This is a genomic window from Exiguobacterium sp. s138 (assembly GCF_018618775.1).
Lineage (GTDB): Bacteria > Bacillota > Bacilli > Exiguobacteriales > Exiguobacteriaceae > Exiguobacterium_A > Exiguobacterium_A artemiae.
The window spans coordinates 382056-406248 of the sequence record NZ_JACSMW010000001.1 but is presented as its reverse complement, the minus strand read 5'-3'; the positions used below and the strand labels follow the sequence as shown (position 1 = coordinate 406248).

At 49.9% G+C, this 24193-nt stretch carries 20 protein-coding genes; 1 reads left to right on the top strand and 19 read right to left on the bottom strand.

Going from position 1 to position 24193, the window contains the following annotated elements:
* Positions 1 to 4: 4 nt before the first annotated feature.
* From pfkB to KNP91_RS02045, 5 genes are all read right to left on the bottom strand, one after another.
* Positions 5 to 925 carry a 1-phosphofructokinase gene (gene pfkB / locus KNP91_RS02065; protein WP_012369960.1) on the bottom strand — a complete coding sequence of 307 codons (921 nt, stop codon included), beginning with the start codon at positions 923 to 925 and terminating at the stop codon, positions 5 to 7.
* The gene (locus KNP91_RS02060) at positions 922 to 1668 is read right to left on the bottom strand and encodes a DeoR/GlpR family DNA-binding transcription regulator (protein WP_012369959.1); all 747 of its coding nucleotides are present in this window, start codon (positions 1666 to 1668) and stop codon (positions 922 to 924) included. Before KNP91_RS02060 ends, pfkB begins: the two co-directional genes overlap by 4 nt.
* 231 nt (positions 1669 to 1899) lie before the next feature.
* On the bottom strand, positions 1900 to 2727 hold the full coding sequence (locus KNP91_RS02055) for a fumarylacetoacetate hydrolase family protein (RefSeq protein ID WP_214848337.1): 828 nt from the start codon (positions 2725 to 2727) through the stop codon (positions 1900 to 1902).
* A 99-nt stretch (positions 2728 to 2826) separates the two neighbouring features.
* Positions 2827 to 4272 carry a SulP family inorganic anion transporter gene (locus KNP91_RS02050; RefSeq protein ID WP_214848334.1) on the bottom strand — a complete coding sequence of 482 codons (1446 nt, stop codon included), beginning with the start codon at positions 4270 to 4272 and terminating at the stop codon, positions 2827 to 2829.
* A 75-nt stretch (positions 4273 to 4347) separates the two neighbouring features.
* Positions 4348 to 5256: a TetR/AcrR family transcriptional regulator gene (locus tag KNP91_RS02045; RefSeq protein WP_012369956.1), complete on the bottom strand. Its 909-nt coding sequence runs from the start codon at positions 5254 to 5256 to the stop codon at positions 4348 to 4350.
* A 164-nt stretch (positions 5257 to 5420) separates the two neighbouring features.
* Between KNP91_RS02045 and KNP91_RS02040 the strand changes: the two genes are divergently transcribed.
* Positions 5421 to 6896: a DHA2 family efflux MFS transporter permease subunit gene (locus KNP91_RS02040; RefSeq protein WP_214765278.1), complete on the top strand. Its 1476-nt coding sequence runs from the start codon at positions 5421 to 5423 to the stop codon at positions 6894 to 6896.
* Positions 6897 to 6949: 53 nt separating this feature from the next.
* On the opposite strand, the gene nrdG is transcribed toward KNP91_RS02040, so the two are convergent.
* The 14 genes from nrdG to KNP91_RS01970 all read right to left on the bottom strand — a co-directional run bounded on the left by nrdG (position 6950) and on the right by KNP91_RS01970 (position 24157).
* Positions 6950 to 7408, bottom strand: a complete 459-nt coding sequence (gene nrdG / locus KNP91_RS02035) for an anaerobic ribonucleoside-triphosphate reductase activating protein (RefSeq protein ID WP_012369954.1) — start codon at positions 7406 to 7408, stop codon at positions 6950 to 6952.
* Positions 7383 to 9224: an anaerobic ribonucleoside triphosphate reductase gene (locus tag KNP91_RS02030; protein ID WP_214765279.1), complete on the bottom strand. Its 1842-nt coding sequence runs from the start codon at positions 9222 to 9224 to the stop codon at positions 7383 to 7385. Before KNP91_RS02030 ends, nrdG begins: the two co-directional genes overlap by 26 nt.
* 269 nt (positions 9225 to 9493) lie before the next feature.
* Positions 9494 to 11533, bottom strand: a complete 2040-nt coding sequence (locus KNP91_RS02025) for an ATP-binding protein (protein WP_214848331.1) — start codon at positions 11531 to 11533, stop codon at positions 9494 to 9496.
* Between the two features lie 63 nt (positions 11534 to 11596).
* Positions 11597 to 12172, bottom strand: a complete 576-nt coding sequence (locus KNP91_RS02020) for an AAA family ATPase (RefSeq protein WP_214765280.1) — start codon at positions 12170 to 12172, stop codon at positions 11597 to 11599.
* A gap of 43 nt (positions 12173 to 12215) precedes the next feature.
* Positions 12216 to 12896 (bottom strand): LrgB family protein, encoded by a 681-nt coding sequence (locus KNP91_RS02015; protein ID WP_251135836.1) that lies wholly within the window; start codon positions 12894 to 12896, stop codon positions 12216 to 12218.
* A complete protein-coding gene (locus KNP91_RS02010) occupies positions 12889 to 13278 on the bottom strand; it encodes a CidA/LrgA family protein (RefSeq protein WP_012369949.1) in 390 nt (129 codons plus the stop codon). Before KNP91_RS02010 ends, KNP91_RS02015 begins: the two co-directional genes overlap by 8 nt.
* A 177-nt stretch (positions 13279 to 13455) precedes the next feature.
* A complete protein-coding gene (gene mutL / locus KNP91_RS02005; protein WP_012369948.1) occupies positions 13456 to 15279 on the bottom strand; it encodes a DNA mismatch repair endonuclease MutL in 1824 nt (607 codons plus the stop codon).
* Positions 15280 to 15293: 14 nt separating this feature from the next.
* Positions 15294 to 17825: a DNA mismatch repair protein MutS gene (gene mutS, locus KNP91_RS02000; RefSeq protein WP_214765284.1), complete on the bottom strand. Its 2532-nt coding sequence runs from the start codon at positions 17823 to 17825 to the stop codon at positions 15294 to 15296.
* 66 nt (positions 17826 to 17891) lie between these two features.
* Entirely contained in the window at positions 17892 to 18329 is a 438-nt protein-coding gene (locus KNP91_RS01995; RefSeq protein WP_012369946.1) for a YlbF/YmcA family competence regulator, read from the bottom strand.
* 115 nt (positions 18330 to 18444) lie between these two features.
* Positions 18445 to 19266 (bottom strand): DNA-3-methyladenine glycosylase family protein, encoded by an 822-nt coding sequence (locus KNP91_RS01990; protein ID WP_214765286.1) that lies wholly within the window; start codon positions 19264 to 19266, stop codon positions 18445 to 18447.
* Positions 19267 to 19278: 12 nt separating this feature from the next.
* The gene (locus tag KNP91_RS01985) at positions 19279 to 20547 is read right to left on the bottom strand and encodes a DUF445 domain-containing protein (RefSeq protein WP_214765288.1); all 1269 of its coding nucleotides are present in this window, start codon (positions 20545 to 20547) and stop codon (positions 19279 to 19281) included.
* Between the two features lie 116 nt (positions 20548 to 20663).
* The gene (locus KNP91_RS01980; protein ID WP_012369943.1) at positions 20664 to 20951 is read right to left on the bottom strand and encodes a hypothetical protein; all 288 of its coding nucleotides are present in this window, start codon (positions 20949 to 20951) and stop codon (positions 20664 to 20666) included.
* A gap of 129 nt (positions 20952 to 21080) precedes the next feature.
* Positions 21081 to 22538 (bottom strand): phytoene desaturase family protein, encoded by a 1458-nt coding sequence (locus KNP91_RS01975; RefSeq protein ID WP_214765290.1) that lies wholly within the window; start codon positions 22536 to 22538, stop codon positions 21081 to 21083.
* A complete protein-coding gene (locus KNP91_RS01970) occupies positions 22535 to 24157 on the bottom strand; it encodes a DUF3153 domain-containing protein (protein WP_214765292.1) in 1623 nt (540 codons plus the stop codon). The genes KNP91_RS01975 and KNP91_RS01970 overlap by 4 nt, the downstream gene beginning before the upstream one ends.
* Positions 24158 to 24193: the final 36 nt, after the last annotated feature.

The following is a 24193-nucleotide window of genomic DNA, read 5'->3' as shown; positions in this document are numbered from 1 at the left end:
CCTTTTAGGATTGAATGAGTTCAACGACTTGGACATCGGTCAGTAAACGGTCAATATCTTCTTTTGTACATAATCCAAACGAGTAAGCGGAGGCACTGCCTGTCGTGACTGCGTACCGGAACGCTTCTTCCGGCGGCCGTCCGAGCGCGTAACTGGCGACGAATCCTGCGACGAGTGAATCTCCGGCACCGACTGAGTTGATCAGCTTACCGGCTGGTGTGTTCGCCGTGTAGGCCCCCTGCTTGTTGACGAGTAACGCTCCGTCACCCGCAAAAGAGATGATGACATTTTCCGCGCCGCGTTCAACAAGTTGTTGCGCATACGGGACAGCCATTTCTTTTGACGTGATATCGACATCAAAGATTTCACCGAGTTCATGATGGTTCGGCTTGATCATGAACGGACCGAGCGGTAAAACTTCAAGCATCGCTTCCTTCGTCGTATCGACGGCGAATTTGACGCCTCGTTCCGTCAGGACTTGTGCAATCTTCCGATACAAATCCTGCGGCAGACTGCTTGGAATGCTGCCGGCGAAGACGACGATGTCACCCGGCTGCATCGTTTCGAACGCAGCCAGTAACGCCTGTAATTCTTCATCCTTGATTTGAGGACCTGCCGCATTAAGTTCCGATTCCTGATCGGCACGGATCTTAACGTTGATCCGCGTTTCATCAGCAATCGGTGTGAATGCGGTCAGGACACCTTGTTTTTCCAGTTCGTTACGAATGAATTGCCCCGTACTGCCACCTAAAAATCCAAGAGCTTCCGTCTCGACGTCGTAGTTTCTTAAGACGAGTGAGACATTGATTCCTTTTCCACCTGCTACTTTTTCCGCTTGCTCCACACGATTGACTTGTCCGGCCTCAAATACCGGCAACGTGACGTAATAATCGATTGATGGGTTGAGTGTCAGTGTATAAATCATTTCGCGTTCACCACCTCTGTATATTGACTGTATTTCGCTTCCTGTTCACTGGATGTCATCGTGATAATCGTTGCCGCCCGCAGTGACGCGACCCGGCTGAAACTGATGTCATCCAGTTTCGTCTCATCGACTAATACATAAGACTTTTTCGCTAACTCAATCGCGGTCTTCTTAACGAGTGCCTCTTCCGGATCTGGTGTCGTGAAACCTTGAGTCGGATGAACACCGTTCATCCCAAGGAAAGCGACATCAAAATGGTAAATCAACATTCCTTCACGCGCATTGTAACCAACAAGTGCTTGGGTCGAATGCTTGAGTTGCCCTCCGACGACGAACGTCGGGATACGGTGATAGAGTAACGTGTTCGCTAGAGGAAGACTGTTCGTCACGACTGTAATCGCCTTTTGTTCGAGATAAGGGACGATGGCTAGCGTCGTCGTTCCTGCATCGAGATACACGTACATTCCGTCTTCGATCAAATCGGCCGCTGCTTTCGCGATCCGGTCCTTCTCTTCCACGAAACGGTCACTTTTCTCGAAATAACTCGGTTCATCAATCTGCATATGGTTGGCGGTTGCCCCGCCGTGAACCCGCCGTAGGTGACCAGCCGATTCAAGTTGTGATAAGTCGCGGCGAATCGTTGATTCACTGGCTCCCGTCTGATCAACAATGGTTTGCATTTTGACGACTTCTTCCCGGGCGAGTAGCTCGAGAATCAGTTGATGGCGTTTTTTCGTTAACATGAGTTTCCCTCCACATCCTTAATATAAAGCGTTTACATTCAAAAATCAATCAAAAACATTCATTTTTTTATGTTTTTCGTTAAAAAACCTTCAAAATACGACTTTATTCGACAATAACATTCCATTATACGTCTATTATACATCAAAAACGGTCATACCATGACCGTTTACGCAAAAAAACCGCTCATTCTCTGAGCGGTTTTAAACAAGACGGTCATTGATTATTCATTTTTAGGCTTTGACGTGATTTTGCAGATGACCGATTCCTTCAATCGAAATATCTACGACATCCCCATCCTGAAGATACGCCGGCGGCTTCATCCCGTGTCCGACGCCGGCCGGTGTTCCTGTTGCGATGATATCCCCTGCTTCAAGGGTCATCCCGCGGGAAACTTCTGTTAAAATCGTCACGACATCCCGGAGCATCAGCTTCGTCGAACCCGATTGACGCAGTTGACCGTTGACGCGCGTCTCAACCAGTACATCCGTCGGATCAAAACTGTCTTCCGTCACGATGACCGGACCGAACGGACAAAACCCGTCGAGTGATTTACCGCGGAAAAATTGAACATGCTCTTTTTGCAGATCCCGTGCCGTCACATCATTGACGATACTGTAACCGAAGACATGATCCAGTGCATTTTCCGGTGTCAAATCACGACCGGACGTCCCGATGATGATGGCAAGCTCACCTTCGTAATCGAGTTGTTGTGTCAACTCCGCATGTCGCTCGATTGCTTCAAACGGACCGACAATGGAGCTCGGTGCCTTCGTAAACAGGACAAACTTCCCGGCTCCTGCCGTGTCCATCTCTTTGATATGATCGGCATAGTTTTTCCCGACACAAATCACGTTGCGCGGTGGTATGTAGGGTGCGAGTAACCGGATCTCATCGTTCAACCGTGGTGCGACATCCAGATCAAGATCCATCTCGAATCCCCGTGCGATGACTTCAAGTAACGAATCCGTATAAACCTGCGTTGTCACGTCGTACCGGAAACCTGCTTCCTCGACCCCAATCCGTGACTCTCCTTCTTGCTCAAACCGAAACCATTTCATGACTATTCCCCCTTTTTTTCCAGTATACCGAAAAGTCTCCGTGACCGTCTGCTTTCACGAAAAAAGAACCGCCCGAAATACGTCTCGGACGGTTCTTCTTCAGGCAATGCGACGGGCTAAACGGTCGACAAGTGCCTGTGATTCTTCATTTAATGAAACCAATTCGACTGACAGACCGGCTGCCTGATATTTCAAGACAACCGTTTCAATCGCTTCCGTTGCCGAATCATCAAACAAATGCGCCTGCGTAAAATCAAGCGTAATCCGTTCGAAATCGCTGTCTCCCGGCAAATCGAATTGTTCGACGAACGCCGTCGTCGACGCAAAGAAGATCGGACCGTTGATCCGGTAGACGACGTTTGTCCCTTCGACCTGACGTTTGACAGCAATCTGCGAAATTTTCGACGCAAACAGAATCGCGGCGAGTAAAATCCCGACCAGTACGCCCATCGACAAATCATGCGTCAGGACGGTCACGAGGACCGTTGCCAGCATGACAGCGGAATCGCTTTTCGGCGAATTTTTCAGCATTTTAAACGATCCCCAGTCAAATGTCGCGTACGACACAAAGAACATGACACCGACGAGGGCGCCCATCGGAATCGTCATCAATAAATCGTTCATCGTCACCATCAAAAGCATCAGAAACGCTCCGGCTGTGAAAGTCGACAAGCGACCGCGACCGCCGGATGTGACATTGATGACCGATTGACCGATCATCGCACAGCCCGGCATACCGCCAAAGAATCCGGCCACGATGTTGGCGATTCCTTGTCCACGGGATTCGATTGCTTTATTCGATGTCGTATTCGTCATCTCATCGACAATCCGCGCCGTCAACAACGACTCGATCAGACCGACGAACGCAAGCGACAACGCATACGGGAAGATGATTTGCAGTGTTTCCAGTGAAAACGGGATATTTGGCAGGAAGAAGTTCGGCAGCGAAGCTGAAATCTGACCCATGTCGCCGATGACACGTGTATCGAGCGAAAAGGCGACCGTCAGGATGGTCATGATTGTAATCGCGACGAGTGGTGCCGGGATGACTTTCGTAAACCGCGGGAAGATCAGGATGATCGCAAGGGACGCCGCGACCATCGCGTACATGATCCAGTTCTGTCCTTCAAACTGCGGCAGCTGCGCCGAAAAAATCAAGATGGCCAAGGCATTGACGAACCCGACCATGACGGCCCGGGGAATAAAACGTAATAATTTCGCGACGCCGGCAAGACCTAAAATAATCTGGAAGATCCCTGCGAGAATACCGGCCGCCAGTAAATAATCGACGCCATGATCTTTAACGAGCTGGACCACGACAAGCGCCATCGCTCCGGTTGCTGCCGAGATCATCCCCGGGCGGCCGCCGGCAATCGAGATGATGATGGCAATGATGACGGACGCATATAAGCCGACCATCGGATTGACTCCGGCGATTAAGGAAAAGGCAATCGCTTCCGGAACCAGTGCCAAGGCAACGACGATACCGGATAACAAATCTGCTTTCGGTTGCAGAACCCATTCTTTTCTCCATTGTGAAAACATCTAATTCCTCATTTCTTGTGTTTAACATACATCGTTTTATAGTAAGAGGTTTTGCCTGAAACAACAAGTCCTTCTTTACTGAAGACGCGTCCGGATCCGGACGATTTCATCGACCATCTCCTGATAACGGACCATGATTTCCTGACCGGTGAAGATCGGATCTTCCGCCAACGTTTCGAGTGCCCGCTTCAACAGATGGATTTTCGGTTTTTTCCGTTCCAATAATTCTTCGTAAATGAAATCAAGCACCTCGTCATGGGCTTCTTTTGATTCCTCTGAAATGACGGACAGTGTGATCAATTGCTTCATATGAGCATTCGTCTTCTCGAATAAATCTTTCCGGATGACGACCTCATCTTGCGGACGGTCGAGCCAGACCGACAGGAAGCGTGGCGGAATCAATTGTTCTTCCGTCCGGCTGACATCTTCGACGAGATGCGTCAACCGGTTGAAGACATAGCGGACGACCCGCTCCGGTTGCGTATTCCGTTCCGATTGCCGGAAGAAGTACATCGCATATTGCAGCATGCCGGTATAAATGACTGCTAAATCGAGCAGATACGGTGTTTTCGCTTCTCCGAACAAATCGCGCAACCGGTGATAGGTCCATTCGATTTCGAGCAGCCGGTTATTTTCCATGAATGCTTTTAATTCTTTTTCATTCGAAGCAATCGCTTCTTCAAACAACGTATACAGTTTGTACTTCTGCATCAGTTCGAGGTAGCAGTTCCCTTGCTGAATGAATGTCTCGTAATCCGAGACGTCGCGTCCGACCAGGATTTCTTTTCGGGCGTTACGCATCTTTTCGAAGACGGTGTTGAAGACATCAATGAACAGTTCGTTTTTCGACGAAAAATAATTATAGAATGTTCCTTTGGAGACGACACTTTGATCTAAAATGTCCTGGATCGAGGTTGACTGGTATCCTTTTTCGACGAACAGTTGGTAGGCAGCATCAAGGAGCTGTTTCTTTTTCGGGTTCATGTCATTATCCTTTTCTTTAAATGATCTGTTTTTCAAAAATCATCTATATACTTTAGTGTATAAAGCAAATAATTTGTAATGTTTTTCTTCAGACGGTAAGATAGCTAAGTCGTAGAATCAGTGTATAACAAAATAGACTTACTGTACAAAAGGAGCATAACGAAATGCAATCAACGAAGCAATCATCTCGTCTTTATTTAATCTTAGCGGTCTTGATGGCCGGCGCCTTCGTCGCCGTCCTGAACTCGACGCTGTTAAATATCGCTTTACCATCGATCATGAAATCATTCAACATTGAAGCCAGTACGGCGCAATGGCTGACAACCGGCTATATGCTGGTCAACGGAATCATGATTCCGACGTCGGCTTTTCTCGTTCAAAAGTTTTCGACGCGCCAGTTGTTCTTGACGGCAATGGGATTGTTCTCGATCGGCACCATTGTCGCCGGTCAAGCCGATCTGTTTCCGGTCCTGCTCGGCTCGCGGATGTTACAGGCATCCGGTTCCGCCATCATGATGCCGCTGTTAATGAACGTTTTGTTAAACGGCTTCCCGATCGAAAAACGCGGACAAGCCATGGGGATTTTCGGTCTAGTCATCACGTTCGCACCCGCCATCGGTCCGACATTATCCGGTTGGGTGCTTGAACATTATGAATGGCGGATGCTGTTCCATATCGTTACACCGATCTCTCTTCTCGTTCTGGTCATCGGATTTTTCTTATTAAAGAAAGAAGTCGTTACAAGCACACTCCGTCTCGAAAAACTTTCACTTGTCCTCTCGAGTTTCGGATTCGGTGGATTACTGTACGGTTTCAGTTCAGCCGGTTCAGCTGGTTGGGATTCTTTCACAGTCATCGGTGCGCTTGCCATCGGTGTCATCAGTCTCGCCTCGTTCATTATACGCCAATTCCGGCTTGATGAACCGATGCTTGAGTTCCGGATCTTTAAATATCCGATGTTTGCTTTATCGCAGGCGATTTCAATGGTCTTGAACATGTCGATGTTCTCCGCCATGATCCTGATGCCGATCTACGTCCAGACGATCCGCGGCATCTCACCGTTCCACTCCGGACTCTTGATGTTGCCGGGTGCACTCGTCATGGCCTTCATGTCGCCGATTACCGGCCGACTGTTTGACCGTTTCGGTGCGCGGATTCTAGCGATGATCGGATTATCGCTGACGGTTCTGACGACCTTCTTCTTCAGTCGTCTGACTGCAGATACAGCGTATTCATTCCTCGTCATCATGTATACGTTACGCTTCCTCGGTATTTCAATGGTCATGATGCCGGTCATGACAAACGGGTTAAACCATATCCCGCAACACTTGACACCGCACGGGACAGCACTCAATAACACGTTGTCGCAAGTCTCCGGTGCAATCGGTTCAGGACTCCTCGTCACCGTCATGACAACACGGACCGCCGGGTATGCAAAAGAATTGGCAGCAAGCGCTACGCCGACGACCAATCCGCAAACGATCATCACACAATCGATGGTCGAAGGCATCAACGATACGTTCTTCATCGCTACGTTGCTCGCCTTACTCGCTTTAGGGTTATCCTTCTTCATTAAAAAACGGAAAGTCGATCAAGACGTCATTCACATCGAAGAAGCACGTGAAAAAAAATACGCATAATCACCAAACAGGTCGTTTCTTCTCATGTCGAGTGAGAGGAAACGACCTGTTTTTTATTCGAGAATGAGTTGAAGCTGTTCCCGATTGAAAATCCGTTGATTGGTACTGCCGCGAATGGCTAAAGAGTGATCGTGAAGTCTCTGGATATACCGACCATCAATTAAACAGTCCACCTGTGACAGGATTTGTCGGGCCTGTGTATCATCAAGCAACTGTTCGAGCCGATAACCGGTAAACAGATAGATGTCATAGCCGGTCAATGCGTGGACCAGTTCGGATAACGCCTGCTGTTGCAAAAATGGTTCTCCGCCGGAAATCGTCACCCGGTACGAACCCATCTGTTGAATCTGTTCAATGACTTGCTCCACGCTACAGTCCTCTCCGCCTTCAACCGCCCAGGAATCCGGATTATGGCACCCGGGACAATGGTGGGGGCAACCGGCAAAAAAGACGACCGTTCGCAGACCCGGACCGTCGACGACAGAATCAGCGAGAATCTGAAGCAGCCGCATGTTTCACCCGGTCCTGTTCTTCCGCCCGCTTGGCAGGATTCCACCGGTCCATCGTCCCGACCAGATAACCGGTAATCCGGCGAATCCGTTCAATCTCTTCCCCGCCGCACACCGGACATGCCTGTTCCATTGTCTGTTCCGTCCGGCACGTCAAACACCGGTCAATCGGATGATTAATCGAACCGTACCCGATGCCTGATTCCGCCATCAGCCGGACGATATCTTCGATGGCTTCCGGATTTTCAGCGAGTGCCCCGTCCGTCTCGACATACGTGATGTGTCCGCCGTTACATAAGGCATGAAACGGTGCTTCGAGCCGGATTTTTTCCCGGATGGTCACGTTCGTCCCGACCGGCAGATGAAACGAGTTCGTATAATACGGCTTATCGGTCACACGTTCAATGACACCGAATTGTTCTTTATCTGCAACCGTGAATTTACCGGATAATCCTTCTGCCGGTGTCGCCAGGACGGAAAAATTCAGACCGGTTTTCTCCCCGTACTGATCGGCAATCGTCCGTATCAATCGAATCAAGGCTTGACCGATTCCGTGAGCAAGTTCCGATTCCCCGTGATGTTGCCCCGTCAGGACAATTAAGGCTTCCGCCAAACCGATGAACCCGACAGACAACGTTCCTTGCCGTAAAACGGGTTCGACCCGGTCGGATCCAGCAAGCGTCTCTCCGCCGCGCCAGATATGCCGGTACAAAAAAGTAAACTCATCGGCCGTCCGATTGGCTTGATAGTGATAACGTTCCAACAATTGTTCACAAATCAAAGTCGTGTACGTGGTAACGGCTTCAAACATCCGGTCCAGACTTTGTGTCATCAAAGCGAGACGGACGAGATTCAGACTCGTAAACGACAGGTTTCCCCGCCCGACGACGGACGCCCGGCCTTGCCGGTTCTCAAGAACTCGCGTCCGGCAACCCATGTACGCCACTTCTGTGTCCGGCGTATCATCCGCTGATTGATTGAACGGGGCATCGAGAAATGCGAAGTTCGGAAATAACCGTTTTCCTGTCACTTCGGTCGCCAATTGAAATAGATCGTAATTGGGATCCGTTGCATTTAGTGTCACCCCGGCCTTGATTTTAAAAATTTGAATCGGAAAAATCGGGGTTTCGCCTTTTCCAAGTCCCGCCCGTGTCGCTTCAAGTAGGGCGCGAATCAACATCCGGCCAAACATCGACGTATCCGTTCCGTAATTAATCGAGATAAAGGGAACTTGACCGCCGCCGCGTGAATGCATCGAATTCGTGTTATGAATAAACGCTTCACAGGCTTGATAGGTCATTTCGTACGTTTCTGACATTGCGTAGGCTCGCTTGCGCCGATTTGACCATTTCGGGACCACGTCATGAATTTTCTTCAATTGACGTTGAAAGGTTTTTTCGACAAACGGAGCTAGATCAAAATCGAACATCGGATAGGATTGCCCGCCGTGTTGCATATTCTGATTCGCCTGCATGATAATGGCGGCGAGTGCTAACGCCGACCGGATATCCTGTGCCGGACGGATGGATCCATGGGCCATGGTAAATCCATCTTGTAACAACCGGCCGAGCGGCAGTTGGACACAGGTCGTCGTCCCGGTCACGTAATAGTCGGCATCATGGATGTAGATGATGTTTTCAGCAAGCGCCTGTTTCGCTTCCGTTGACAGCAGCATATCCTGCATCATCTGTTTTGCAGTGACAGCTGCAAGGCGGTTCAGCTTGCCGAGCGGCGATTTTCCGTCGACATTGGCATTTTCCTGCATCTCATCCGTTGACGGATGCTCCACGATTTGTTCGTATAGTGTCTGTACGTCCATCTTCATCTCTCCCTAAATTCGTGTGGTTTCTGTCTGTATCCCCACTATAGCGAGAGCTTTCCGAGAGCGGCAATCCCTGCATATCTCAAATGATTTGCAAGGAAAACGGGTGTTTCGTCACGAAATGTTTTCAGAAAATCGTATGGAATTTGCTCTCATCCACTTTTCTTCTATCCTCTCCCGGTATGAGAAACCTCACTGTTCACGAAAAAACAGGACAGGATACACGGATGATTCTTTTCCGCACTTCCTGCCCTGTCCTATTTGATTTAATTCATTTCAATCAATGTATCGGAGACACTTGGTAACAATACCTTAAACACGGTACCTTCCCCTAAAATCGATTCGACATCAATATTGCCGTCATGTGCCCGGACAATTTCTTTACAAATCGAGAGACCTAAGCCCGTTCCACCGATTTTACGGCTGTCGGAATTGTCGACCCGGTAAAATTTGCTGAACAGATGCGGCATCGCACTGCTTGGAATCCCTAATCCAAAGTCACGGACACTTAACTCAATCTGATTGTGGTGATGCGTCAGCGAGATGACAACATCGCCGCCGTCCGGTGAATATTTGATTGCATTATGAAGTAAATTACCGAGCAGTTGTTTCATGCTGTTTTTATCCGCATGAATCAAAAACTCATGATTTTCATCGACATCCAGCTGCAGACGATGTTGTTCGGTTGACGCCTGATAAAAACGTGTCTGTTCCCGGACCGTATCAATCAGATCAAACACTTCTTTATCGTAGGAATGTTTCCCGGACTCCATCCGTTGAACATTTAAGAAATCGCTGACAAGATCCGTCAATCGTTTCGATTCATCATGAATCGTCTGCAGGTAGCGTTTGTTCCGTTCCGGATCCAGTTTGCGTTTGAGCATCAGTTCCGTGAACCCGTAAATGGAAGAAAGCGGTGTCCGCAGTTCGTGCGAGACGGTCGAGACAAGTTCCGACTTCATCCGGTCGACTTCCGTTTCCGCCGTCACGTCCCGGAATACAAGAATCGTTCCTTTTGCCTGTTCACTGAGCATGATTTCTTCCGCATAGACCTGAATGAAATATTCCCCTTGGTCAATCGATAACGAAAACATCCCCTCCGGAATCTGACCAGATAAGACTTCTTCAAAATATGCTTCAAATGCCTCTTTTTGATCGACCTGTTCAAACATCGTCTCCGGCCGCACTTCGAGGAATGTCATCGAATCGTTGTCTTCTTCGATCTGTAACGATTCGAAGATATCAAATAACGCCTGATTCCCAAGAATCATTTTTTCGTCATGTTTGATATAGAGGATGGCTTCCCGGACTGAATTCAGCAGTTGGGCTGTCTCTTTTCGTTCGTATTCCATTTGTTCATACAGTGACATCCGCATCAAGGAAATCGCAATCTGTTTCGAGAACGATTCCAGTTCATTCAATTCTTTTGTGTTGAAGGGTTGATCGAACCGTGCCAGATAGAGGCAGGCAATCAGTTCATCTTTCGCCTGATCCATGATGGGGATGACGGCTTCATAAATGTAGTATGGGAAACCAATCAAACTGTCATTGGCGACTTTTTTCGAAGAATTGGCACGTTCTTTCGAAATCATAACCCGTTTGAGCAGTAACGATTCGGTTTTTAGGCTCTCCTGCTGTTCTTCCGTCATTTCTTTTGGAACGACCGAGGAGATCTCATTGTTTTTAATCAATAACAGGGCTCCAAACTCGGTTTTCGTCAAACGGACAATCGTACTGATGACCGAGGAATAATCAAACAAACTTTCCTTCGAAGCAAGTGTTTCAATCAGTTCATTACGGTCCTGCAGATGCAATTCGTTCGAACGTGTGACTTCGAGTGCCTGTTCCAGTTCCGTTTGTTTACTTTTAAGGGCTTCTTGATTCTGTTCCATCAACTGATTTTTTCGTGACAGCTCCGTGTGTTGCGAGGAGATTGAACGGGCCATCCGATAAAAGGATTCCGTCAGTTGCCCGACTTCGTTCTCCACCAGTACATCGTGTTCGAGCGAAATTGATTTTCCTTCCGCAAGTCGCTGACTTTTGATATTCAGTTCATGTAACTGCATCGTCAGCCGGCCAATCAACGGTCGGACGATGAATAATAAGCATAAAAGAAAAATCAATAAGTTCAAAAACCAGAACCACTGGGTTTGTTGCAGTTGAGCAAGTACTTGTTCCTTCGTCTGACCAGCCGAATTGTCGATATAAAGATAACTAGCGACAGATGTGAGTACACTCCAGACAAACACGCTGTAAAAAACGGCCATCAGCTGTCTCCCCAGTTTTTCAGTCATCCATTGTTTCATATTGCTAAAGCCTCCTACTAAAACTACAAAAATAAAGGTGTGATACGAAACAACAGTTCCGCATCACACCTTTATTTCCCTCAATCCTGCCGTTTCAATCCTGTCTCTTACGCTCCGTGGCGGCAATAACCGAAGATTACAGACTAATCCGATGGCATCAACGATTTGCTGTTTCGACATGGCGTCCGTCTGAAGATGATGCGAGAAGAGCGGATGGGAAAGCTCACGCAACCGGTCCTCGGCTTGTTTCCCGCCCCAGGACTGTCCGCGTTCAAATCGGCTTCGCAACCGGCGTCTGACGGTTTTCGGACTCGCCATCAACGTCACGTGATGCACCTGATGTCCGGTTTTTCTTAAGGCACCGATGATTTCTTCAAAATACGTACTATTTGTTAACGTCATCGGTACGAGGATGACGGCAGATGCCTGATCCAGCTGTTCAAGCAGGAGCAGATTTAGGCGGCGCCAAAGCGGCGCATCTTGAAAATCATCAGGCTGGTCCGCTTGCGGAAGCTGTTGACGCAACAGTTGACCTGTCAATTCCGGATCAAACACATGTGATCCTTTGATCCGTTGCTGCAATCCTTGTGCAGCCGTTGTTTTACCGACACCAAACGTTCCATTGATCCAAATAATCATTGCCAGGGTTCACACCTTTATCTTTCCTCTGAAGGAGTTTCCTTTAATATACAATTTGAATAATCCATGGTGCAAGCACACTGGCAAGAACAGCCGTCAAAACCATCGTCAGCAGACCGACTGCGCCTTCGCGTTGATCAAGACTCATTGATTTCGTTGCCCCCATGACGTGAGCAATCGAGGCCAGTCCGACACCGCGTCCGACGAAGTGCCGGATCCGGAGCCCGGTCATCAACCGTGGCCCGACAATCGAACCGACAAGCCCGGTCACAAGCACGAACGTCGCTGTCAACGCCAGCGTCCCGCCGGACCGTTCCGAAATCGCCAAGGCAACGGGTAACGTAACCGATTTCGGCAATAATGCCAAGTTGGTCGCCCGGCCCAGATGCAGCAACAGACCAAGCAGCAGGTCAGATGTCAAGGCAATCAACGTTCCGATCCCGACACCAAGCGTAATCTCAAGTAAAAACTTCCGGACATGATGGCGGACCTGATATAACGGAATCGCAAAGGCCGTAATCGCCGGTCCGAGCATCCTTGATAAATATTGTCCGCCTGCCATATAGGCGGCATGTGTTGTGCCGCTGATCGATAAAATGACAATCACGGCCGCCGTTACGGTCAGAATCGGTAAAGTCCAGACGAACGGAAATGTCCGGTATAACCAAAACGCGCCGCCAAACAGCAATGTCGTCAACACCAGCCAAAACAGTGCTTCACTCATGGACATCAATCCCCTCTTTGCGTCGGGCCAATCGATCGACGAGGAACGCGGATCCCGTTAATGTCAACAGACTGCTGATGATTAAAATCACCAGGACTTGAAGACCGGATTGACGCATGAACACCGTGTAGTCCATAATGCCGGACAAAGCCGGAACAAAAAATAACGGCATGACGAGCAACAGCAACCGTCCTCCCCGCTCGACGTAATCAACTTTAAGCAGACGACTTTTTAATGCCAGATACAATAAGATCAATCCGATGATATTTCCCGGTAACGGTAACTGCAATCCTCTACTCACCATATCCCCGAGCATGGCGAAACCGGAGATGAGGATGATCTGCAGTAGAATCGTTACACTTAACAATAGTTTTGAACGCATTCTGATTTCCCCTTGTTTAACGTATTCGGGTCTTATTATCCTCCTCACTTTGTGAACAATCAATGAAATAACCCCGATTCGTTCAAGTAACCGTTCTCACACCGTTTCTGACCTTTTTCTGTTCTAGCACAAAAAAAGAAGAGCCACCTGTCGTAAGACAGGCATCTCTTCTCTTCGTTACGTGACGCGTTTAAACAGTTTTTCCAGTTCATACGTCGTCCATTCGATGATGACCGGCCGACCGTGCGGACAGGTGAACGGCATCTCGGTTTTGGCGAGGTCAACGATCAACTGCCGCATCATCTCATGATTCAGTGGATGATTCGCTTTGATCGATTTTTTACACGCCATCATGATTGCCGCATCTTCCCGGTACGTTTCAAGATCGACCTTGCGTTTCATCAACGCTTCATCCATCAGTTCCTGAATCGTCTCCTCCTGCCGGTGCGACGGGAACCAGGTCGGAACTTCCCGGACGATGAAGCTTTGGGGACCAAAGGCTTCGAGCTCAATCCCGACATCACGGAGGAGCGGCAATACTTCGTCCATCCGTCGCATGTCGTCACTCGCAATCTCAAACGTATACGGTAGCAACAGCTGTTGTTTCTGCTCGAGCGGACGACCGAACATGACCTTATACGTCTCATATTTAATCCGTTCCTGGGCGGCATGCTGATCAATCAGATACATTCCATCCGCACCCGAACAGACGATATACGAAGAATGAAGCTGACCGATGACATCAAGATGCGGAAATTTCGGACCCGTCGCGACCGGCTCATCTGTTTGTTCCGGTACCGGCTCATCCGGCATATCGATCGATGGATCCGGTGGTTGAATCCGGTTGGCTGACGGGACATGTTCGTTCCCCGCTTCCGTCCGTTTCGGAATCGGATAATTCCAAACGGATCGCGAAGACAGTTCCTCAACCGGCTCTGCCACATAGGAAAATTCCAACTTCTCCTGCGCACTCGGATCTTTTTTAGGTTTTTGCGGTGTCACTTTCGGAATCAATGTCTGGCGGCTGAGTGTTAAGCGGATCGTCTCCTGAATCAGTTGACAAAGTTCCGCTTCCTTCGACAGACGGACCTCCCGCTTCGCCGGGTGGACATTAACATCAATCAGCAACGGATCCATCGTCACTTCAATGACGGCAATCGGAAAACGACCGATTGGCAGCAAAGTGTGATAACCGTTTAAAACGGCTTGTGTCAGGGCAAAGTTTTTCACCGAACGCCCATTTAAGATCAAGGTAATGTAATTTTTCGATGCCCGGGTCACTTCCGGCTTCACGAGATGACAGGTCAGTTGATAATCGGCCGTCGTGCCGGTTGCAACAAGTGTCCCCTGAATCGTCTGATGCCCGTAGACACTGGCAAGAGCCTGCCGGACATCCCCCGAACCATTCGTCTGAATCAAGACTTTGCCTTCATGGACCGCATACAATTTGACATCCGGATGGGCAAAAGCGACCCGGTTTAAAATGTCCGTGATGGCCGCCAGTTCCGTATGCGTCGTTTTGAGATACTTCAGCCGGGCCGGTGTATTAAAGAATAATTGTTCGACCGTCAGCTCTGTCCCCCGATTCATCGCAATCGCCGACCGATCCGTCAGCCGTCCGCAATCAAGCGTCAGCTGAATCCCTTCCTGCTCTTCCCGTTTCGTCTTTAAGGTCACTTTACTGACGGATGCAATCGAGGCCAAGGCTTCACCACGGAATCCAAGCGTCTTGATGCGGAATAAATCGTGTTCATCCTTGATTTTGCTTGTCGCGTGCCGGACAAACGCCAGTTCCGCGTCTTCCGGATAAAAACCGTGTCCGTTGTCACGGATCGTGATGCGTTTCATTCCCGCTTCTTCGAGTTCGACATCAACCTGTGTCGCTCCCGCATCGAGTGCATTTTCCACCAGTTCCTTGACGACAGAGGCAGGCCGTTCGACGACCTCACCTGCCGCAATCCGGTTCGCAAGCGAATCGGACAGTTCTCGAATGATTCCCATGCCGGACGACCTCCTTATTTTCTCGCTTCCGCCTGCAGACGGTAGAGCGTGTTTAATGCTTCAAGTGGTGTCATATTGATTAAATCCAGTGTCTGGACCGTTTCCCGGACCGGGTCCGTCTCCGCAAAGAGACTGAGTTGATCAACCGGTTCCGCCTGAACGACCGGCTCTTTCGGTGATACGACGGTCCGTTCCTCTGTTTGCTCGAATTCCGATAACAGGACTTCCGCCCGGGCAATCAGGGCATCCGGTAAATCAGCCAGACGGGCAACGTGGATTCCGTATGATTGATCGGCTTTCCCGTCCCTTACTTCATGTAAGAAGACGACCCGTCCATCCTGTTCGACAGCCCGGACATGGACATTCGCGAGACGCGGCATCGAGTCCTCAAGGACCGTCAACTCATGATAATGGGTCGAGAACAGAGTCTTCGCCCCGACGTGCTCCGCGATGTGCTCGACGATGGCCTGTGCGAGCGCCATCCCGTCATACGTCGATGTCCCGCGACCAATTTCGTCGAGGAGAATCAACGAACGGTCCGTTGCCCGTGTCAACGCTTCCTGCGTCTCGACCATCTCGACCATGAAGGTCGATTGACCGCTGACTAAATCGTCCGCTGCTCCGATCCGGGTGAAAATCTGATCAAAGATCGGTAACTCGGCCCGGCTTGCCGGGACAAACGATCCGATTTGATGCAATAAGGCAATCAAAGCAAACTGGCGCATATACGTCGATTTACCGGACATGTTCGGTCCTGTGATTAACAGCATTTCCCGGTCTTCATTCAGATTGATGCCGTTCGCAACATACTCCCCGCGTGGCAATACCGTCTCGATGACCGGATGTCGCCCGTTTTCAATCATTACATTCCGACCCGTCAAGGTCACCGGTCGGACGTAATCATGCCGTTCAGCGGTTTCCGCCAAAGCGACGAGAACATCAAGTTCGGCAATCCGCCGGCTGACCCGTTGCAGACTTTCGATGTGTGTCTTCACCTGATCGCGGACCTGACAAAACAGTTCGTATTCCAGCGTAATACTTTTTTCCTCAGCTCCGAGAATTAGTGCTTCCTTCTCTTTCAGTTCCGGCGTCACATACCGTTCCGCATTCGCAAGTGTCTGTTTCCGTTCGTAACGCCCTTCCGGCAACAGTTTGGCATTGGCCCGCGATACTTCGATGTAATAACCGAAGACCCGGTTGTAGCCGATTTTCAACGTCTTAATCCCCGTCGCTTGCCGTTCACTGGCTTCAAGCGTTGCCAGCCACGTCTTCCCGTCTTTTGACGCCACCAGTAATTCGTCGAGCGCCGGATCAAATCCGGTCCGGATCATTCCGCCATCTTTCGTCGAAATCGGTGGAGCCTCGACAAAAGCACGGTCGAGCAGATCGGTTAATTCATCGTGCGGATCAAGTCCAAGTGCCAGCTGTCCGAGCCGGTCACTGAGTAATTCTTCCAGTGCCGCTTGAATCCGCGGAATCAGACGCAGCGTTGACTTCAACTGGACGAGATCGCGGGCGGAAGCCGTCCCGTATCCGACTTTTGCGACCAATCGTTCCAAATCATAGACTTCCCGCAACGTATCCTTCAACTGTTGACGCTCGAAATAATGAGCCAGCAGTTCTTCGACGGCATCCAGCCGCTCGGCAATCGTATGTTGTGACAGCAACGGTTTTTCGAGCCAGCGCTTCAGCATCCGTCCGCCCATTGCCGTACCCGTGACGTCAAGCAGTCCCAGTAACGAGCCCTTTTTATCACCGGTCCGGGCAGACCGGACCAGCTCCAGATTTTTGACCGTATTCGGTTCGAGCTGCATGAAGTCGGCCGCTTCGTAAACGATGGCCGGTTGCAGATGGGCAAGCGACCGTTTTTGCGTATCATGCATGTAGGCATAGAGCACAGCAAAGGCATCTGCTTGTGCCGCATCAATCGCCCTGTCGCCGTGCGGATGGGTTTCCCGGCGCGTACTTTGTGTCAACGGAATCTGCAAGTGGCTGAGTGCCGCCTCGTGTTCACTTGACGTGACGACAATTTCACGCGGCAGGATGATACTCAATTCTTTTGCCACGGCATCAAGTGTCGCAACACTCGTCAAGGCACATTCACCGGTCGAAACGTCGCCCCGGGCAATCCCGAATCGTCCGTCCTGTTCGACGACGGCGACGAGATACCGGTTTTCTTTTTCCGTCAACGAGGACATCAGCGTTCCCGGTGTAATGACTTGGACGACTTCTCGTTTAACGAGACCTTTCGTCAGCTTCGGATCTTCGACCTGATCACATAAAGCCACCTTATAACCGCGTTCGATCAATTGTTCGATATAGCCGTTTGCGGCATGGTGCGGTACACCGCACATCGGAATCGGGTGTTCGGCATTCTTGCCGTTTTTCGCTGTCAGCGTCAATTCCAGTTCATGCGCCACTTGTTTGGCATCTTCAAAAAATAATTCGTAAAAATCACCTAACCGATAAAACAAAAAGGCATCCGGATAGTCGGCCTTAATCGAAAAATATTGTTTCATCATCGGTGTGTTATGGACTGCTTCCATGCTGTTCACCCCATTCGCGTAAAAAGCCGACGGGAATCCGTCGGCTTTTCCCATTCAATTCATTGATTAATAGCCGCAACCGCCGCTTTTATTTTCTGCTTCCATCCCGCTGCCTGTTTTCCCCGCCAGGACATCACCGTCTGTCGCTTCGATAATTTGATCTGTGATTCCGTTTGAAATCGTTACCGTCACGTATTGAAGGAGTCCGTTGACTTCTTCCTGTGATTCCTGGAATTGCTGGACGACCGGCATTTCATCGAGTTCTGCGAATAATTTATCCAGTTTTGCTTCGACACGTGCCAAAGCTTCCGTTTTGCCGTAGTGCTGGCAGTTGACGGCTTCTTTTTGCAGGAACTTGATTTGTTTCATCATCTTTTGAACTTTTTCGTTCCCGTTGATGTTGGCTTCAGCGGCTTTGAATCGTTCCACCTCTGACGTTTCGGAAATCATTTTCGCGATTTCGTTGGCCTTTTCGATGATTTGTTCATCTGTGTACATATACATTCGTCCCCTCTATCGGAAGCGGTGATTCCGCTACGCTTATCGTATCTGCGAACGATGACTCGTTCTTAACGCATTCATTATACCGTTCTCATTGAGGGGTGACAAGAATAGTTCCTTATTCAATCGACCGCCATAATAAATACGCAGCATGACTCCGATACGGGGTAAATTCTTCCGCAAGCAGAACCGCTTCCTCGACACTCGGGCGTGTACCGTGCAACCGCTCAAACGCTCGCAAAATACCGATATCCGATGCCGGAAACAAATCTTCCCGTCCATAACCGAACATCAGGACATTTTGCACCGTCCAGGGACCGACCCCTTTTAAGGCAATCAGCGTCTCGGCAATCGTGGCGTCTGGCGCTTCCGTCAGCCGATCGAAATCGATTGCGGCCCGTGCGGCACCAAGCAAATAGTCGACTTTTCGGCCGGATAGTTGCAATGCCCGAAGCTGTTCCGGTTCGACATTCACCAGTTGCTCTGCCGTCGGCGGGAAAATTACACCGTTTTGTTCCGTGCCGAACGTCCGGCAGAAGCGTTCCATCAGCACTTGCGCAAATGCCAGATTAATCTGTTGATGGATGATGGACCGGATCAGTGCCGTAAACGGATTAATATCCAGGACCAGCCGCTCCGCACCAAACGTTGACACGACTTCTGAAAGCGAAGTCTCTGAGAGGTGCTGACTTGGGTTCGTCGTATCCAGACGAAACCGACGGCGCAACAGTTGCACCATCGGTTCCTGTGGACCTTCTCCGGATAAGAGCAGTTCGCGGGAACCGACTGCTTCCACCTGACCGATGAAGTTCCCTTCCGGCAACATAACCGGTATGAACAACCGCCCGTCCTGTTCAACTTGTAGCCGGTCACCGCGAAGCCGCTTCCGGATTCCGGCAAAATCATAGTCGTCTTCTAACCGTAAGTTCTCCTGCCACATACCATCGCTCCTTCAGCCAATGAATAGTTTGATTCCACCGAGAATCAGACCGATGAAAAAGCCGCAGATCGCACCGTTGACACGAATCCATTGCAAATCATTCCCGACTTTATCTTCAATCATATGAATCAATGTCTCTGTATCAAAACGGTTTAAGTTTTCCCGGACCAAACCGCCGATTTTTTGATGGTTTTGATCCACGAATCGGACGAGCTGATCTTTCATCCAGCGGTCACTTTCTTCTTTGAACGTCGGATGCTGATCCCACTCGTTCAGCGCTTGGTTCATCAACGGTAAAGCACGGTTTTCCCAGAAAGAGTCGGATGCGAGATACGTCTTCAGTTCCTCGATTCCTGCCGTGTAGGCCCGGTTCAAGACCGGTTGCAAATCAAAACGATCAACTTCTGTTGCTTTCCATTGATCAATTTTTGCAAGCCGCTCTTCATCTTGCGTCAATTGTGCCAAATTCCGGCGTACATGATCAAGAATCGCCAGACGGTTCGGGTGATGCACCTGCTTCATATCTTCAATTACACTCAGCAGGACCGATTGAATGACAAGGCTCAACCGTTCTTCCGAGTAGACTTTTTGTACTGTCTTCGCCGTCACCCGTAAAAAGGTGTTTTTTTCCTGATCAATCATCGCGTGATACGCCAAACGACCGATTTGATCCCGAATAACAGGATCTTCGAGCAGGCGTTGTCCGTATCCGAGCAATTGATCGATTGCCAGCTCATCGAGCCGCCGTTCCTCGTTTAATCCCATCAGCCGTTCTGCCAACCGTTTCGACGGATACGCTTTGACCGTATCGGAAATCCGGTCATCGACGACTTTCAGAATCGCCTCTTTCGGCAGTTTGTGTAAAGTACCCGTCAGCAGTTCCGTCACCGTCGAACGAAATGCCGGCAACAGGACAATCGAACGCAATAATTTGATGAAACGGTCGGCGAGTGTCATATGCCGCAACTTTTCGACGATACTTTCTTTATTGAGCAAATCTTTCTCGAGCATCTGGACGATCGACTCGATAACGCGTTCCCGGTTTTTCGGCAACAGGTTCGTATGGGGAATTTTCAGTCCGAGCGGATGGCGGAATAACGCCGTGATGGCGAACCAGTCCGCAATTCCGCCGACGAGACCTGCTTCAAAGCCGCTTTGCAGCCAGAACACCCAGTTGTTTTCTTTAAACGGCAACGAGGCGATAAAGCCGACTGCCATAAAAATCAGGGACACGGTCGCAAGACGCCGCGTCGATGATTTGGGTTTTAGTTGTTGTTGCAAGATGGTTCCTCCTTCTCGCTGCGTTTTTTTGTCATACTTCGTATACGTTTTGAAACGGATACAAGTTTCGACATGAAAGAGTCCCAGCCTCAACCGGACTGGGACTCATTATGTAGTTAAAACGTAAATTCACCGAAATTTTCGCCGTCCCATGTCGCAGTCGCTGTCGATACAAAGTAGACGAGTCCGTTTCCGAACGTATTTTCCATCAATGACACGATTTGGTGGCCGGCTGTCTGTTCGACGAACGCCAATCGGACTTCCTCTTTCCCTTGGTAAATACGCTCATAGACACTTAATCCCCGGGCATTAATGAAGGTGCGGGCGTTTGTAAAAATCAACGGACCGACTTCCGGACGACGTTCTTGAATGAAATGTTGACACTTGTCCTCAAACTGATTCAATCTCGTTCACTCCTTCTCTCTCTTTTTTCTCTCATGATTATGTACTTCCCGTCTCGCCTCAATCATAATCCTGTTCTCTAAAAAAAGCGACCATTCGGCCGCTTCTTTCATGATTTACCAAATTCATGCTTAAATCTTCACACCAAACTCACGGGCGACATGAATCGCCGATGTCGTCGCCCCGATTGTCCCGGCACCCGGAAATACGGTGTCACCGATGATATAAAGTCCCGGCAGCCCCGTCCGAAATGAGGCTGCCCGAAACAGACTGGTCGACGGTAACTGCGGATAGCCGCCGACACCGCCGTCCGGACGTGACGTATAGCGGACCCAGGCACCCGGTCCGCCGGGATGGCGTTCGATCGCTTGATCTTTGAAACCCGGAAATTCGCCTTCTAAAATCGTTTCGAACGTTTCCTGCATGGCTTTAACTTGCCGGTCATATTGCGCACGGTCGTCGCGTGCGAACCGGCCGATCGGAATATGACAGGACATCGTCAATGTCCGACATCCGATTGGTGCCCGGTTGAGATCTCCCGGTCGAGATAACGAGATGAACGCATGGCCGGACGGCAACATCGGATCGTGGATTTGCCGAAATGCCTGATCGTCTTGAATGATTGCCTCGGGAATCGCTGCATAGTAGGTGAATGTCGCCCACTGCGACAAACCGGCTTGCCGCTTGTATGTCCGACGGAGAACCGGTCTTAAGGACGGACTGACGAGTTGTTGCACTGCTTCGAGCGGCAGAGCACCGATGACGGCGTCCGCAAGCAGGAGTCGCCCCCGCCGGTCTTCCAGCAAAAAGCCGTCTGCCGTTTTCCGCACCGAGGTGATTTTCCGACCCAGTAACACGGTTGCCCCGTCTGCTTCAGCAGACGCTTTCAGACGTTTGGCGACCTGATACAATCCACCCGGAACATAATAGGCGCCGTCATGATAAATCGATAACGCCACGGCTCCAAGCAATGCCGATGCTTCCTTGCCCGTCTGCATGCTGTCTAGTAAAATCCCGTCAATCAATTGGGCAAAAATCGTCCCGTCCAACTGATGTTTCCGAAGCATGTCACCTATCGTCCGTGTCAGATAAGGCAACAGAGGCAGACTTGCTTTCGTTTCTTTGACGACCATCCGGGCATCGTCCCATGTCTTGAGCGGCAATGCCGGTAAGGCCTGCATCAACGGTCGGACGTGCCGCTGAATCCGGTCCACTTCGTCAAAAAAGTCTTGAATCGCGTCTGCCTGATTGCGGAACTGTTCCTTCAGATGACGAATGAACCGTGTACGGTCGCGGTAATAGAGGATGTCGTGTCCCGGAAGTTTAATGGTCATGACGGTATCGAGCAGTTCAACAGGCTGGTCGATTTGCAGGTGCCGCAACACCCGTTCATGAATGCCGCCCGACTCAAAACCCATTCCGAGCGTTGCACCGACCGGGTAAGTGAAATCTTTCCGGGTAAACTTCCCCGCCGATCCGCCCCATTCGCGACTCCCCTCGCACAAGGTGACGTCATGTCCGTGTCGAGCAAGTAAGGCGGCTGCGGTGACTCCGGCTATCCCGCCCCCGATGATGGCAATCCGTTTCATGACGATTCCTCCTCTGTTTCTGTCACCAGATTTTCTTTAAACAAGAAATTCCGGACTTCCTTAAACACCGGTTCGCGGCGATGAATCGTAAAGTGATCATATTTATAAGATTTCATTTGGATATTATCCGTATACGCATCGAGTGCAAACGAACTTTTAAGCGGAATCAAATTGAAGTCTCCGCCCTTCGCGCCAAAGGAATAGACGAGTACATCACGCGGCCAAGTGTCGAGCCGGTCTTTCAGATTTTTCATCGCCGCTGAATTTTCGGCTAAATCCTGGATCGCCGGACTGTTTGTATTCGTTCCGAACGGAGCAAGCGTCAGCCCGAGCGTCGCATAATCAGAACCGCTGATCGGCGCATCAAGTGTCACGAGTTTTCGGACATGATACGGGATGTCTTCTTTCAGCGTATAGGCGACGACATCGACTCCGCCCATACTGTGACCGACCAGTTGGATATCGGTGAACGTCGCCTGTTGTTTCCGGTCATACTGTTCGATCGCTGCACTGAGCCATTTTTGTTGATTGGCAAGACTGGCTTCGTCATCTTCAAAAACGATCCGGACAAGCGGATAGCCGGTCGTGGACGGTTTGACGTCACACAGCACTTTTCCCTTCCGTGAGACGTCACATCTGCCGCCGTCATCCGCCAGCTTCTTTTTCGTAAAATTATCAATCATCGGCAGAAACGTCCGCTCGGTTCCAAACAAACCATGGACCATGAAAGTCGGTGTGATTTCACCGACTTGTGGCGTGACAATCTGTTTCGTCGGCGGTGGGGCACTCGATGTCTCGTCGGCAAAGAACCACCAGGCACTCCCACCGACAAGCAGACAGACAAGGGTTGAAATACCAATCGTCTGCAATTGTTTGCGCCGTAATTTGCGGACGTGATGCACAATCCAGAACACGAGCAGACAGAAACCAATCAACAGAACGACACCGGTAATGATCCAGCCGATCGGATTCGGAACATAGGCAATCAGTTGTAATTGGTTGGCCTTCGTCCCGTACAGTTTCCACGAGACATTGTTATGATTCGCCCAGTCGATTTTTTCCCCGTTTTGCAGACCGATCACTTTCGGTCCATGCAGGTTGATTTCGATATCCGCCTGCCGGAGATAACGATCGGCTAATTTTTTGACCTGTCCGGTCGGCTGATACCCTTTAATATTCAAACGATCGATACTTAAATCAATGTTCGTGTCTAACCGATACGTATTAAACCAAAATCCTTTTTCCTGTTTTACTTCATACGTCGTATCCGGCGGAATCAGAATACCGCCGATACCCGTTTTCCATTCATCTTTAATCGTCGCCAAGTCTTCGAATTTTGCAAATTTCTTTTCCATCCGGATGCCTTCATAATCATCCTGCGTCTTAAACGTTTCTGCCGCATAACCGTTTTTCTCCGCCTGCTTGGCATACTTACTCCAGTCCGGATTCAAGTTAAGTAGTCGCGCCACCGGGTGCTCTTTTGCGGCATATGTCGTTTTTAAGGTCACGCTTTTGTCGGTATGGACCGTCGCATCGTACTGGATCCGGATACAGCCCCCAAGTACCATCGCCATCAAGGCGAACGACAGCACAATGAGTTTTTTTTGTTTGCTGATCAAACTGTCACACGCCCTTTCTCTCTTTTATCGGTTCTT

Coding starts and splice junctions, on each gene's coding strand:
- KNP91_RS02020 (WP_214765280.1), bottom strand. CDS start 12,172: ATGATTATTTGGATCAATGGAACGTTTGGTGTCGGTAAAACAACGGCT.
- KNP91_RS01975 (WP_214765290.1), bottom strand. CDS start 22,538: ATGAAACGGATTGCCATCATCGGGGGCGGGATAGCCGGAGTCACCGCA.
- KNP91_RS01990 (WP_214765286.1), bottom strand. CDS start 19,266: ATGTGGCAGGAGAACTTACGGTTAGAAGACGACTATGATTTTGCCGGA.
- nrdG (WP_012369954.1), bottom strand. CDS start 7,408: ATGCGGCTGCTTCAGATTCTCGCTGATTCTGTCGTCGACGGTCCGGGT.
- KNP91_RS02040 (WP_214765278.1), top strand. CDS start 5,421: ATGCAATCAACGAAGCAATCATCTCGTCTTTATTTAATCTTAGCGGTC.
- KNP91_RS01995 (WP_012369946.1), bottom strand. CDS start 18,329: ATGTATATGTACACAGATGAACAAATCATCGAAAAGGCCAACGAAATC.
- KNP91_RS02060 (WP_012369959.1), bottom strand. CDS start 1,668: ATGTTAACGAAAAAACGCCATCAACTGATTCTCGAGCTACTCGCCCGG.
- mutL (WP_012369948.1), bottom strand. CDS start 15,279: ATGGGAATCATTCGAGAACTGTCCGATTCGCTTGCGAACCGGATTGCG.
- KNP91_RS02045 (WP_012369956.1), bottom strand. CDS start 5,256: ATGAACCCGAAAAAGAAACAGCTCCTTGATGCTGCCTACCAACTGTTC.
- KNP91_RS02025 (WP_214848331.1), bottom strand. CDS start 11,533: ATGAAACAATGGATGACTGAAAAACTGGGGAGACAGCTGATGGCCGTT.
- KNP91_RS02030 (WP_214765279.1), bottom strand. CDS start 9,224: ATGGACGTACAGACACTATACGAACAAATCGTGGAGCATCCGTCAACG.
- pfkB (WP_012369960.1), bottom strand. CDS start 925: ATGATTTATACACTGACACTCAACCCATCAATCGATTATTACGTCACG.
- KNP91_RS02055 (WP_214848337.1), bottom strand. CDS start 2,727: ATGAAATGGTTTCGGTTTGAGCAAGAAGGAGAGTCACGGATTGGGGTC.
- mutS (WP_214765284.1), bottom strand. CDS start 17,825: ATGGAAGCAGTCCATAACACACCGATGATGAAACAATATTTTTCGATT.
- KNP91_RS02050 (WP_214848334.1), bottom strand. CDS start 4,272: ATGTTTTCACAATGGAGAAAAGAATGGGTTCTGCAACCGAAAGCAGAT.
- KNP91_RS02010 (WP_012369949.1), bottom strand. CDS start 13,278: ATGCGTTCAAAACTATTGTTAAGTGTAACGATTCTACTGCAGATCATC.
- KNP91_RS02015 (WP_251135836.1), bottom strand. CDS start 12,896: ATGAGTGAAGCACTGTTTTGGCTGGTGTTGACGACATTGCTGTTTGGC.